The sequence below is a fragment of the Alistipes muris genome (assembly GCF_943193205.1).
GTDB lineage: Bacteria > Bacteroidota > Bacteroidia > Bacteroidales > Rikenellaceae > Alistipes > Alistipes muris.
This window is the reverse complement of record NZ_CALPDD010000001.1, coordinates 172,732-185,975: the sequence shown is the minus strand read 5'-3', so window position 1 is coordinate 185,975 and position 13,244 is coordinate 172,732. Positions and strand designations below refer to the sequence as shown.

10 protein-coding genes are annotated in these 13,244 nt (G+C 60.8%); 6 read left to right on the top strand and 4 right to left on the bottom strand.

The annotated features are described in order from the left end of the window. Positions 1-272: 272 nt before the first annotated feature. The 6 genes from NFR47_RS00895 to NFR47_RS00870 all read left to right on the top strand — a co-directional run bounded on the left by NFR47_RS00895 (position 273) and on the right by NFR47_RS00870 (position 7,467). A complete protein-coding gene (locus NFR47_RS00895) occupies positions 273-1,436 on the top strand; it encodes a metallophosphoesterase (RefSeq protein ID WP_251213694.1) in 1,164 nt (387 codons plus the stop codon). Next, complete coding sequence (locus NFR47_RS00890) at positions 1,427-2,497, top strand: dihydrofolate reductase family protein (RefSeq protein WP_251213693.1); 1,071 nt, start codon at positions 1,427-1,429, stop codon at positions 2,495-2,497. The genes NFR47_RS00895 and NFR47_RS00890 overlap by 10 nt, the downstream gene beginning before the upstream one ends. A gap of 115 nt (positions 2,498-2,612) precedes the next feature. Beyond that, entirely contained in the window at positions 2,613-4,064 is a 1,452-nt protein-coding gene (locus NFR47_RS00885) for a TolC family protein (protein ID WP_251213692.1), read from the top strand. A gap of 12 nt (positions 4,065-4,076) precedes the next feature. Further along, the gene (locus tag NFR47_RS00880) at positions 4,077-5,066 is read left to right on the top strand and encodes an HlyD family secretion protein (protein WP_251213691.1); all 990 of its coding nucleotides are present in this window, start codon (positions 4,077-4,079) and stop codon (positions 5,064-5,066) included. A 3-nt stretch (positions 5,067-5,069) separates the two neighbouring features. Next, complete coding sequence (locus tag NFR47_RS00875) at positions 5,070-6,245, top strand: ABC transporter permease (protein WP_251213690.1); 1,176 nt, start codon at positions 5,070-5,072, stop codon at positions 6,243-6,245. Position 6,246: 1 nt separating this feature from the next. Continuing rightward, on the top strand, positions 6,247-7,467 hold the full coding sequence (locus NFR47_RS00870) for an ABC transporter permease (protein WP_251213689.1): 1,221 nt from the start codon (positions 6,247-6,249) through the stop codon (positions 7,465-7,467). Positions 7,468-7,525: 58 nt separating this feature from the next. On the opposite strand, the gene NFR47_RS00865 is transcribed toward NFR47_RS00870, so the two are convergent. The 4 genes from NFR47_RS00865 to NFR47_RS00850 all read right to left on the bottom strand — a co-directional run bounded on the left by NFR47_RS00865 (position 7,526) and on the right by NFR47_RS00850 (position 13,244). Then, positions 7,526-10,447 (bottom strand): outer membrane beta-barrel protein, encoded by a 2,922-nt coding sequence (locus NFR47_RS00865; protein WP_251213688.1) that lies wholly within the window; start codon positions 10,445-10,447, stop codon positions 7,526-7,528. Between the two features lie 193 nt (positions 10,448-10,640). Further along, positions 10,641-11,081 (bottom strand): DUF4890 domain-containing protein, encoded by a 441-nt coding sequence (locus tag NFR47_RS00860; protein ID WP_251213687.1) that lies wholly within the window; start codon positions 11,079-11,081, stop codon positions 10,641-10,643. Positions 11,082-11,187: 106 nt separating this feature from the next. Next, entirely contained in the window at positions 11,188-11,949 is a 762-nt protein-coding gene (locus tag NFR47_RS00855) for a LytR/AlgR family response regulator transcription factor (protein WP_251213686.1), read from the bottom strand. Further along, positions 11,934-13,244, bottom strand: a complete 1,311-nt coding sequence (locus tag NFR47_RS00850) for a sensor histidine kinase (RefSeq protein WP_251213685.1) — start codon at positions 13,242-13,244, stop codon at positions 11,934-11,936. The genes NFR47_RS00855 and NFR47_RS00850 overlap by 16 nt, the downstream gene beginning before the upstream one ends.

Genomic DNA, 13,244 nt, shown 5'->3' with positions numbered 1-13,244 from the left:
AATTCTCACGTTTTGCATTTGGAATACAACGGGTTAATTTCACCCGGCAAATTAGCAAGTTGTATGCCAAAAGCCGACAGCGCAAATCGGATTCGCTGGAAGATACCTCAAAACGCACTCTTCGTTACAGCCGCACGACGGCGGAGCAAGAAGATGCCGATGCAAGTTTGCTTTTGCAGGCGGCTTGCGTTATCTTTGTACCGACAAGCCATCGGCAGCGACACGCCGCTTCGGCATCCGGTTTGCAGCCGACCCCTTTATATTTTATAGGTATGCTTTTTTCGATTTCGATTCTGATAGGCCTCTGCACCATAGCCGCCGACATGCACCACTACCGCCGCATGCGGCGCGAAGGCGCCGGCACGCTAAGACGCCGGCTGTTCATCGTATGGGCTTCTCTGACCAACTCGCTGCCCTTGGTCGTAGCTGTCACCAGCCTGTTGCTGTGCGACCATTCCACCACCTACATCCGGTGGTCGATGTGGATATTCTGGGTTTGGATAATTGCCTTGTTTCCGCGAATCGGATTCTATGCGCTCAACGCCCTGCATCGCCCCCGGCTCGGCATCCTGGCGGGTTTCGGTATCGCCGTCCTCATGATTTGGGGTGCGACCGCAGGACGCACGACTTTGCGGATCAACAAAATAGAGGTGTGTTCCGAGCGGCTTCCCGCGAGTTTCGACGGGCTGCGTATCGTTCAGCTGACGGATATTCACGTCGGCACGCTGGTACATCCCGACCGCGAGTTGCAGCGGCTCGTCGACAGCGTCAATGCGCTGAAACCCGACCTGATCGTCTTCACGGGCGACCTGGTCAACATCCGTTCAAGCGAGCTGGAACCCGACGTCATGCAGATACTGGCCCGATTCGCGGCTCCGGTTTATTCGGTCACAGGCAACCACGACATAGGCAGCTACATCAAGGACACCATCCGGCTGCCCAAAGCCGAAAGCCTGGCGCAGGTCATCGAGCGGCAAACGCAAATGGGGTGGCAGGTACTCCAGGACACCACCGTCTACCTGCACCGCGGCAATGACAGCATTTCGCTGTCGGGCATCTCGTTCGACCCGGCATTATACAAGCTCCGCCACGCCTCGGACCTGCATTCTCCGACCTTGGCGAAAGCCTACACAGACGTGCCCGAAGCAATCTACAACCTCACGGCCGTCCATCTTCCCCAGCTGTGGCCGCAGATTCGCAACATCGGCCGCGGCGACCTCACGCTGGCGGGCCACGTGCACAGCATGCAGATGAAAATCCGGATTTTCGGCCATAGCTTCTCACCCGCCGCCTGTCTCTACGAGCAGTGGAGCGGCCGTTACGACGCTGACGGCAAGACGCTCTACATCAACGACGGCATCGGCTACGTGGGTTATCCCATGCGGCTCGGCGCCTGGCCCGAAATCACGCTCATAACCCTGCGCCGATGTTCGTAACCCTCTCCGCTGCCGTCACGGCCGACGGCTTCATGGACGACCGCACGCCCCGGCGGCTGTTGGTTTCGACGCCCGAGGACATGGCCGAAGTCTATCGGCTCCGGGCCGAACACGACGCAATTCTCGCCGGGGCCGAAACCCTGCGCCGCGACAACCCGGCCCTGCTGCTTCGCGACCCCGAAGCACGCCGTCGGCGCACGGAGCTCGGACTGCGGCCCGACCTGGCGAAAATCACGCTGACATCCTCCGGGAACCTCGACCCGTCGATGCGCTTCTTCACCGAGGGCGACGCCGACATCTACGTATTTTCCTCCCGCGGCCTGCCCCATTTGAAAGGCGTTGCTGAAGTCATTCCAGCCGACACGCCCTTATCGGCCCGCGCCATCGTCACCGAATTGGAGAAGCGCGGCATCCGGCGGCTTTTCGTCGAGGGCGGCGCCCGCGTGCTCCGCATGTTCCTCGCCGAGGGCATGGCCGACACCCTGCGTCTGGCCGTCAATCCGGCGCTGCGGCTCGGCGAGGAGGGCAGGGCGCACTTCGCTTTCGCCCCCTCCAGCGACATTCCCTGCAAGCACGAACGCTTCGGCGGCATGGAAGTGACCCAATGGCAGCTGAAGCCCGACACCGCCGAAACCGACCTCCACTATCTGCGCATGGCGGTCGCAGAGAGCCGCAAATGCACGCCCTGCGCAACGTCCTATTGCGTCGGCGCGATTATTGTCGCTTGCGACGGTGCCGTTTTCCGCGGCTACACCCACGAGACCTCGCCGACGCACCACGCAGAACAAGAAGCCATTGCCAAGGCGCTGGCGGCAGGCGCCGACCTCCGCGGCGCGGCGATTTATTCCTCGATGGAACCTTGCTCGCAGCGGGCCAGCGAACCCGAAAGCTGCACGCAGCTGATTCTGCGCCACGGCTTCGCACACGTGGCGTTCGCTCTCTACGAACCCGACCGCTTCGCATGCTGCCGCGGAGCGCTGACCCTGCGCGAAGCGGGTGTCGACGTCCGGTTCCGGCCCGAGCTGGCCGACGAGGTGCGCGCCGCAAACGCCCATCTGTAACGGCGAACGGTCGCAGATTTACACCCATAAGGACCTAAAAATGTTCTAAAATGCCTATCGGAGAAAAACATATCCGATATATTGCTATATTTGCTTCCCACAATTGACAAATCCTATGAGAACAGCACTCAAGACCCTCCTTTCGGCAGCGGCGCTCTTCCTGCTGGCGCCTGCGCCGGCCCAGCAGCCCGCCGCGCTTTCGCTCGAAGAGGCGATTGCGGCCACGCTCGCGGACAACCCCGCCGTCAGGGCGGCCGAATACGAAGAGCGGGCCGCCGTCCAGGAACGCCGGGCCACCATCGGTCTGCGCATGCCGCAGATCAACGTGGTGGGGGCCTATGCCTACCTGGGCAAGGACATCGGGTTCGATTTCAACGAAATGAAAACTCCCGTCAAGGGCTTCGCCGGGCAGATACTCGGCAGCGGGCTGGTGCCGCCGCAGATGATTCCGCAGATTCAGCAGCTCCTCGACCCGATGCTCAACGCCGATTGGTTTCTCAAGATACAGGACCGCAGTCTCGGCACCGTCGGCGGTCAGGTGACCCTGCCTATCTGGCTGGGCGGTAAAATCAACGCCGCGAGCCGCGCCGCCAAAATCCAGGAGCGCACCGCCGTCGCGCAGGGCGACCAGACGCGCAACGCCTTGGTTTCGGAGCTCGTCGAGCGCTATTTCGGCCTTTCGCTGGCCTTGCAGGTGGTCGACGTCCGGCAGCAGGTGGTCGACGGCGTGCGGAAGCACCTGGAAGACGCCATCGCGCTTGAGGAAAACGGCATGATTGCCAAAAGCGAACGGCTCTACGTAGAGTTCAAGATGGCCGAAGCCGAGCGCGAGCTGGCCAACGCCCGCTTGCAGGCACAGACCATTTCGAGCGCCTTGCAGAATACGCTCAACCGCAGCGGCGAGACGCTCCCGCTGACTTCCATGTTCATCGTCGACCGCATCGAGGAGCTGAGCTATTACCAGGACCTCGCCGCCAAGTACAACCCCCTGCTCAACCAGGTCGCCCTGAAGCACGACCTCGCACAGGAGGGCGTCAAGCTCCAGCGCAGCAACTTCATGCCGCAGGTGGTGGCCATGGGCGGCGGTTCGTTCTACAACTACCAGGTCACGGGCATCGTTCCCCGCTGGGCCGTGGGCGTAGGAGTCAACTTCAAGATTTTCGACGGTCTGAACCGCGAATACAAATACTCGGCGGCCAAGCAGACGGTGCGCCGGGTCGGCGAGCTGCAGAACAAGGCCGAAAAGGATATTTCGGTGCTGGTCGAACAGCTCTACAACCAGCTTCTCAACTACCGCAACCAGATGACCTCCATCGACGCGTCGCTGACTTTCGCCGAGGAGTATCTGCGCATGAAAAACGCCGCTTTCCTGGAAGGCATGGCCTCGTCGTCGGACCTCATCGACGCTGAGCTGAATCTCGCAGGCGTGCGGACCGAGCGGCTGCAGGCGGCTTTCAACTACGACAAACTGCTGGCCCAGCTGCTCGAAGCGGCCGGCATCAGCGAAGAATACGCCTCCTATGCCCGCCGCGACAACGCCCGGGCCATCCATTTCGACAAGAAATAAAAACAGATTGATATGAAACGCAAGAACATTATCGCCATCATCGCCGCCGCCGTGGTCATCATCCTCGCGGTGGTGCTCATCAGCCGGTATCTGACCAAACACACGCCGATGCTGATTCAGGGCACGGTGGAGTGCACGACCTACAAAGCCTCGTCGAAAGTCCCCGGCCGCATCGACTGCATGAAGGTGTCGCAGGGCGAACGCGTCGAAAAGGGACAGCTGCTCTACGTGCTCTCGACGCCCGAGCTCGACGCCAAGCTCCAGCAGGCCGAAGCCGTCAAAAGCGCGGCATCGGCTTTGGACGCCGCAGCTGTCGCAGGAGCCCGCACCCAGCAAATCGAAGCGGCGCAGAACATGTGGGAAAAGGCGCAGGCCGGGCTGGAGCTGGCCCGCAAGACCTATGAACGCGTCAAGAACCTCTACGACCAGGGGGTAGTCCCGGCGCAGAAGCTGGACGAGGCTTCGGCCAACTACGAAGCGATGAAAGCCACGGCGCAGGCCGCCAAGGCCCAATATACGATGGCCCGCGACGGCGCCCGCAAGGAAGACAAGGAAGCGGCCGCCGCAAAAGTCCGCCAAGCCGAAGGGGCCGTGAACGAGGTGGAATCCTACATCAACGATGCCATGGTCTACTCACCCGTCACGGGCGAAGTATCGACCATCATCGCCGAGCAGGGCGAACTCGTCGGGAGCGGCTACCCGGTCGTAGCCATTCTGGACACGAGCGACATGTGGGTGACTTTCAACGTGAAAGAGACCCTGCTGCCCCATATCAAGGTCGGCACCCGCATGACAGGCTACATTCCGGCCCTCGGCTACGACACCGAATTCGAGGTGACCTACATCGCCGTGCAGGCCGACTTCGCCACCTGGGCCGCCACCCGCACGCAGGGCGGATTCGACATCCGCACCTTCGCCGTCAAGGCCCGCCCCGTGGGCGGTGTCATGACCCTGCGCCCGGGCATGAGCGTGCTGGTCGACTGGGATCAATTCGAGAAGTAGGGCATGGGCTTCCTGCGCAATACCCGCGACGCACTCGGGCGCGAACTCCGACGGCTGACGCACCAGCCCATGTACTTCGTGCTGATGTTTCTGCTGCCGCTCCTCTCGTTCGTCTTCTTCGCCGTCCTTTTCCAGAAGGGCGTGGCGCGCGACATTCCCATAGCGGTCCTCGACCAGGACCGCTCGACCCTCTCGCGCAAGGTGACCCAGATGATCGAGGAGACCCCCACGGCGCTGGTCGCCTACGGCATCCAGTCGATGGACGAGGGCGAACGGCTCATGCGCGAGGGGCGTATTTCGGCCGTCGTGCAGATTCCGGCGTTCTTCGAGAAGAACATTCTGAGCAACAGCCAGACCCATATCGAAGCCTACATTTCGGGCTCGAACATCACGGTCAACGGTCTCTTGTCGAAAGACATACAGACCGCCGTGACCATGTTTTCGGCCGGCATCCAGATTCAGCTGCTCACCAAGCAGGGCCTTACCGAGCGGCAGGCGATGGCGCAGCTTCAGCCCGTGCGGTTCGACAAGCACGTGCTGTTCAACCCCTATATCAACTACGGGTATTATCTGTCGCCGAGCTTCATGCCGATGATGCTGCTTATCTTCATCGTCATGGTGACGGTCTTTTCCATCGGCACGGAACTCAAGAACGGCACAGCCCGCGAGTGGCTCGCGTCGGCCGACGATTCGATGGGAGCGGCGCTCTTGGGCAAGATGCTTCCCGTCACCGTCATCATGTTCCTGCTGTCGCTGGTCATGTTCGTCATCATCTTCAAGGTGGTGGGCGTGCCGCTCAACGGCAGTTTCACGCTGATTCTGACGGGTACGCTGCTGTTCATTCTCAGCTACCAGTCCATTTCGGTGCTGATTGTCTCGATCATGGCCAACCTGCGTCTTTCGCTCTCGCTGGGCGGAGGTTATTCGGTGCTGGCCTTCACCTTCTCGGGACTGACGTTCCCGATTATGGCCATGTACCCCGTCATGCGCGCGGTGAGCAAGCTCTTTCCGTTCACCTACTACACCGACCTGTTCGTCGACCAGATGCTGCGCGGGGCTCCGGCCCGCTGTTCGCTGCCCGACTTGGGGTGCATGGCGCTTTTCATCGTCTTACCGTTTCTGTGCCTGCGGCGTCTGAGACGTCTTTGCACGGAAGAAAAATTCTGGGGGAAATCGTAGCATGAACCGTTTCGCACGACAACTCAAATCCTACGGTCAGCAGCTGCGCGCCGTCATGGCCAACGAATACCGCACGATTTTCTCGGACGGCGGCGTCATGCTGATTCTGATTTTCGCGCTCTTTATCTACGCCACGGCCTATTCGCTGGCCTACGCGCCGCAGGTCCTGCGCAACGTGCCCATCGGTGTCATCGACCTGAGCCGGACTTCGACGAGCCGCGCGCTGACCGAGACCTTCAACGCCGGGCCGAATACCTACGTAGCTTATCAGCCCGCCGACATGGCGGAGGCCAAGAAGCTCTTCTTCGACCGCGAAATCTACGGCATCGTCTACATTCCGTCGGACTACGAGGAAAAACTGCTCGGCGGACAGCAGGCCGTTGTGGCCATCTACTGCGACGCGAGCTACTTTCTGATGTACAGGCAGGTCTTCCAGGAGGTGGTGACCACTATCGGCAACACCGGGGCGATGGTCGAGTTCCAGCGGCTGATAGCCAAAGGGGCCAACATCCCGCAGGCGCAGGCCACCACACAGCCCGTCATCTACCAGGCCCGCAACATTTTCAACCCTTACCTGGGCTACGGCACCTTCGTCATGCCCGCCATCATCATGGTCATCATCCAGCAGACCATGCTCATCGGCATCGGCATGATCGGCGGCACCTGGCGCGAACACGGGCTCTACCACAAACTCTGTCCGGCGGGGCGGCGGCACATGTCGACGCTGCCCATCGTGCTGGGACGCGGACTGGTCTACGCGTCGCTCTACGCCGTGACGTGTTTCTACATCCTCGGGCTGCACTATCGGCTGTTCCATTATCCGATGAACGGCGCCACAGGCACGATTCTGCTGTTCATGGCCGTCTACATGGCCGCGTGCATCGGCTTGAGCATCGCCGTGTCGACGTTGTTCCGCTACCGCGAGAATTCGCTGCTGTTCCTGCTGTGGACTTCCATTCCGCTGCTGATGCTCAGCGGCGTGTCGTATCCGCGCGAGGGCATTCCCGACTGGCTTTTCCAGTTCGGACAGCTATTCCCCAGCAGCCACGGCGTCAACGCGTTCATCCGCATCCAGACCATGGGGGCCTCGCTCTCGGAGGTCTTCGCCGAAATCAAGGCGCTGGTCATCCTGGCTGTCATCTACGGCGGGCTGGCGTGCATCGGCATCCACCTGGTCATCCGCCGCGAGGGCGGCTGCGCGTGCAGCGCTCCGGAAAAGTAAAGCACCTTTCCCTCCATAGAAAAACCCCGCCTGGCAGGCGGGGTTTTCTCGCAGCACGTTATCTCGGACCGTGGAACGCACCCGGAGGAGGACCGCCCGCACCGGGACCTGCCCCGCGCCGGGTCGGCTGGGCCATGCCGTCGTAGTCCTTGATGTCGCGGGAACCTTTCTTGCCGAAGTGGCGCAGGTTATAGGTGAACTGCACCATATAGTAGCGGCCCACCACGCTGTTGGTGGCGTTCTGCGTCCAACCCGAGCCCACCGTGCGGACGAACGACTTGTTCTGGTTGAAGATGTCGTTGACACCGATCATGATTTCGCCGCGCTGGTTGCGGAACACCTTTTTGCCGATCCATGCGTTGCAAAGCAGATAGTCGTCGTTGTAGTTGTTCGTGAAGCCGACATACTGCGTGTAGGCGGCGCTCGCCGTGAGGGTGAAGCCCAGCGGGAAGACCACTTTCAGATTGCCCTGCGCCGAGTGGTTGAAATAGCGGTTCTTGCCGGCCGCCGCATCCAGCGAGTTCTTGGCTTCGTTGTAGGTGCCGTTCCACGAAAGGGTGAAGTCTACGTTCTCCGAAATGTTGCTGCCCAGCACGGCCCGGAAATTATAGCCCATGTTGCCCGTTTCGTTGCGCTTGCCGTCTATCCGGCTGGGGGTCAGCGAGTAGATGATGCCCGCCATGACGTTGAAGTTGCTCTTCAGAAAGCCTATCGGGAAACCGTAGCTCACGTGGGTCATCAGGTTCCAGTAGCCGCTCATGTTGACCGGACGCGAATACTGGAGGTAGGAGTAGTTGGCATCGACACCCGGAATCTCCACCGTCCCGTTGTAGCGCACATCGTTGGTGATGTAGTTCGACGCCGCCTGCATCGAGAACATCCACATGAACGTGCGGCCTTTCTCCACGTTGGAATTGGTGTAGTGGAAGTTGACACGGTGGTTGTACGACGGATTCAAGCCGGGATTACCGCTCGAAATATATTGCGCATCGGATATGTCGAAAATGCTTTGCAGCTGGGTGACTTCCGGATTGTTCGTGTAGGACGATACGAAAAGGCGCAGCGAGTTTTCGCGGTTGATATTGAGCTGTCCCATCATAAAATAGAGCACGTTGTCGTAGTTGTGCCTGATTTTCTCCGCATCGGTCTGCATCACCTGGCCGTCGAGCGACGAACGCTGATAGTAGACGTTGGCCACGAACGTATTGCGTTCCTTGGAGTAGCGGAAGCCCGGTCCGACGCGCTGGGTCAGGTAGTTGCTTTCGTAGGTGTTGGAAAGCGCAGGCATCGGGGCGATTCCGGCGATGGAAAAGTCGGCGCCCGTTTCATAGCTTTTCTTGTCGCGCTCCTGGTGGTCGTAGGCCGCCCGATATTGGAACGAGAGCTGCGCAAACTTGCTCACGGGTTCCGTGTAGGTGAACTCGCCGCGCAGCGCCAGCGTGGACGAGGGGGCCATGCTGCGCAGGTAGCGCAGCTGCGTGTAGGAATCCGCATCCCATCCCCACGGTGCATCGGCACCATCAGGACGCAATGGCAATACGGGCGCCACGTTGGAATACGAGTTCGAGTTGTTGGTGAAGTCCGAATAGCGGAACATCCCGTCGACGGTTATCGTCCGGCCTGGTTTGCCCAGCTTGGCGCGATAGATGGCGTTCGTCCGGACGTTGTAGCCCGAGCGGGCGCTCTTGCTGAAGTTGTCGGTCGGGGAGTAGCCGCTCTCGCCGTACTGCCAGCCTGTCGTCCGGCTCAGCGGGTCGTTGGACTGGAAGCTGAATCCCGGCCGGATCATCAGATTGTGGTTCGGCGATATTTTCCATTCCAGCCGCGCATTGAAGCGGTGGTTGTAAGCCTGCGTGTCGGAACTTCCGCGGGTCGACAGGGTGTCGATGCTGGGGGTTTCGTACCACTTCTCCACGGTCGATTCGTTTTCCGTGTGGGTGTTGTTGAAGAAATAGCTGCCCTGGAAAGTCACCTGGTCCCTCTTGCCCCACGTGTCGGAATAGTTCACTCCGACGGCGTTGACCGTCGCCACACCGCTCTGCGGCCGCACCATGTACTGGCCCACGCCGCCGCGGCGTCCGCCGCCCGTATTGCCCGAGACGCCCAGAATGTCCTCGAACGAGAAATTCTGCTGGTTGACGTTGTTGAAGAGCCCGATGACCGATATGCGGCTGTCGCCGCTGAAAATGTTGGCGTTGCCGCCCGCCAGATACTTGAAGCGGTCCCCGGTCTTGGTGTCGGCGTCGTAGCCCAGTCCGGCGTAGAACTTGCCGAACTGCCCCTGCCGCATGTTCTTGTGCGTGACGATATTGATGGCTTTGTAGCCCTCGCCGTCGTCCATGCCCGAAAATTCCGCGGCATCGCTCAGCTTGTTGTAGACTTCGATGCGGTCCACCGCCTGCGCAGGCAGCGACTTGATGGCCGTCGTGACATCTTCGCCGAAGAATTCCTTGCCGTCGACGAAGATTTTCTTCACCTCCTCGCCCTGCGCTTCGACCGCTCCGTCCGTAATCGTGATGCCCGGCATCTTCTTCAGCAGTCCCTCCACATCGGCGTCGGCCACCACCTTGAACGCCCCGGCGTTGTAGCTCACCGTGTCGCCTTTCTGCGAGGTGCGCAGCGTCTTGGCTTCCTTGACCACGGCTTCGATTTCCACACCGGGCCTGAGCCGTATTTCGCCCAGATTCTGCCGGGGAGCCGCTACCGTGAAGGTCGTTTCGTAGTTGTTGTAGCCGAGGAACGACACCGACAGCGTATATTCGCCGTAGGCGAGCGACGGCATCGAAACGGCCCCTTTGTAGGCCGACATGAAATGTTGCTGTTTGTCCGGTGCGGCCACGGGCGCCACCGTCAGCACGGCACCGGGTACCATGTCGCCCGTTTCGGCGTCGAGGACCGTAGCCGTGACGGCGCCTTTGCGTTGGGCGGAAGCCGCCGCGGCCGCCAGCGTAAGCAGGGTAGTAAGCAGTATTTTTCTCATCTTGAATCGGGTAACGCAATTTTCGCAGCGCGAAGTTAACTTATTTTGGCCGGACTTCCACCGGCGGCAGGGCGAATCGCCCAAAAAGAGGGGTCAACCGCCCGCCACCGCCGGGCACGAACGCCGCGGCCCCCTCGCTGCTTTTCGGCAGATTCGGAAGCCGCGGCCGGACGTCAAGTGCCGGTTCGTATCGCTATCGGGCCCGCTGGCTATTGTCGCAGGGTCTGTCCGCTCTCTTGCAGTCTTTATTCTGCTTGCAGCACTCCTTCTGCATCTTGCCGCGGTGCGCTCCGGGCATGGGGCCCTGCATCTGCGACCACTTCACGAACTGGTCGGTCGTCAGCAGCGATTTCATCTGCTCGGCTTCGGCCTGGCGGTTCTTGCGCATTTCGGCGTGCATGGCTTCCATCCGCTGAATCCGTTTCAGATTGAGCGCATAGACTTGCTTGGCCTGCGCCTCGTCCAGCCCCAGTTCACGGGTCATCCGTTCGGTCTGACGCTGTGCCATCTGCTCGACGGTGGGGCGTTCCTTGGGCTGCATCCGCCCGTTTTTCGGATTGTTGTTCTGCGCCGAGACGGCCGACCCTGCCAGCAGGCAAAGCGCTGCGGCAACTGCAATAATACGTTGTTTCATAGCTCTGATGAATTTTAAGTTATGGTTCTCCGATGCAAAGGTAGGGCCAAACGCAGAACCCGGGGCGGCACCCCGGGTCAAACGGCACGAACGGCGGGTCAACCGCCTATTCGGCAGGCTGAGCCGACCGCAGCCAGGCTTTGAATTCGGGTGCGCGGGCTTTGGAAACGACGATCCGTTCGGGCGTCGCGACTTGCAGCGACAGCGACAGGCGGCTGCCGAACCACACCACGATTTCTTTGACGGCACGGCGCGAAACGATGAACTGGCGGTTGGCGCGGAAGAAGTCGGCTTCGGGCAGCAGCGCCTGCAATGCTTCCAGCGTCCGGTCGAGCGGATAGATTTCGCCGTCGAAGCCGCAGGCCGTCACTTTTTCGTCGGAGGTGTAGCAGTAGGCGATTTTGTCGCGGTGCAGCGGAATGATCCGGTCGCGCACATGAACCAGAAAGGTCTCCTGCCGTTCGGCCGCCATCGCCTTGACCCGCGCACCGTAGGCCCGGCTCTCGCTGCCCGTCAGCCGGCGGAGTTTTTCAAGGGCCCGCTGCACGTCGGCGCTTTTGAGCGGCTTGAGCAGGTAGTCGATGCTGTTGACCTTGAAGGCTTCGAGCGCATAGCGGTCGTAAGCGGTCGTGAAGATGACCGGAGCCGCGATTTCCACTTCGTCGAAAATCCGGAACGAATCGCCGTCGGCCAGATGGATGTCCATGAAAAGCAGGTCAGGCTGCGGATGGTTCCGGAGATACTCCACGCTCTCGGCCACGCTTTCGAGCACTCCCGTCACCTCCACGTCCGGCGCCGTCTCGCGCAGAACGGCCCGCAGGTTGACCGCCGCCGCGGTCTCGTCTTCGATAATCAGCGCACGGAGCATGTCTCGGGTTTCTGAAGCGGCACCCGCACGGTGAATACCGTCCCGGTGTCGACGATTGCTATTTCGCACCCCGTAATCAGCCGCACCCGGCTGCGCAGGTTCTCCAGCCCGATGCCCGTCGAGGGCTCGGGTTCCAGTTTGGGCGCCTTGGGATTCGACACTTCCAGCCAGCCGGCCGCCACACGCACGCTGATACGGAGCGGATGGGCCTTGGTTATGGCGTTATGTTTCACCGCGTTGCCCACCAGCGGTTGCAGCGACAGCGCGGGCAGCAGCCACGAACGGTATTCTTTCGGCACGTCGATGTCGAAGAAGAGCTTGTCGGCATAGCGGATTTTGAACAGATAGCCGTAGGCTTCGAGGAAATCGAGTTCCTCGCCGAGCGAAAGCAGCGTGCTCTGCCCGTTCTGAATGATATAGCGGAACGTGTAGGAGAGCTGGTCTATATAGGTGAGCGCCTTGTCGTCGAGTTTCTCGCGCACGAGCATCGACAGCGAGTTGAGCGAGTTGAAAAAGAAGTGGGGGTTGATCTGCCCGACGAGCATGTTGTAGCGCGTCGTCAGATTTTCGTTCTTGAGCCGTTCGTTTTCCATCGCCACGGCCTGCTGCTGCGAAATCTGCACATATATCCAGCTGTAAAGCAGCGAAACCACCACGGCGAACGAGCACTTGAGCAGCAGCACATAGTCCAGCATCCGGGGCGCCATGAAAATAGGCAGCAGCCTGCCCGTGCGCCACTCGGTCACAGGGGCCAGGAAATAGAGCCCCGCGGCTACAGCCACGGCCCAGCAGCCGCGCACGATGAAGCGCCGCCGCGAATAGTCGTACCGCACCGGGGTGACGACCGACAGCAGGATGAACGAAAGCAGCAGATAGTAAATCAGCTGCAGAGTCAGCACAGCGCTTTCCGACGGGCGTTTGAAAAGCGCTCCGTAGTCGAATTCCTCGCCGTTGCGCCGCACCACCTTTTTCAGTACGGGGTGGGCGGCTTCCGATGCCGGAGCCGAGACGCTCACCGTCAGACTATCGCCGTCCGCAAGCCCCAACCGCCGGATTCGCGACATGGCCGCGTACACGCTGTCGCCGTTTTCGCCGATCAGATAGCCGTGACCGTCGGGCGACACCCACAGCAGTCCCGCTTCGTATTCTTCGGCCGCCGGCACCTCCTCGGGCGGCGGCGAAGGGGTGTTCGGGTCGACCAACAGCAGCAGCAGGTACGAGAAATTCACGACCAGGCTGACCGCCAGGGCGACCAGCAGGTTCAGCAGCACAGGATATTCGGTCCGCCAGCGCAT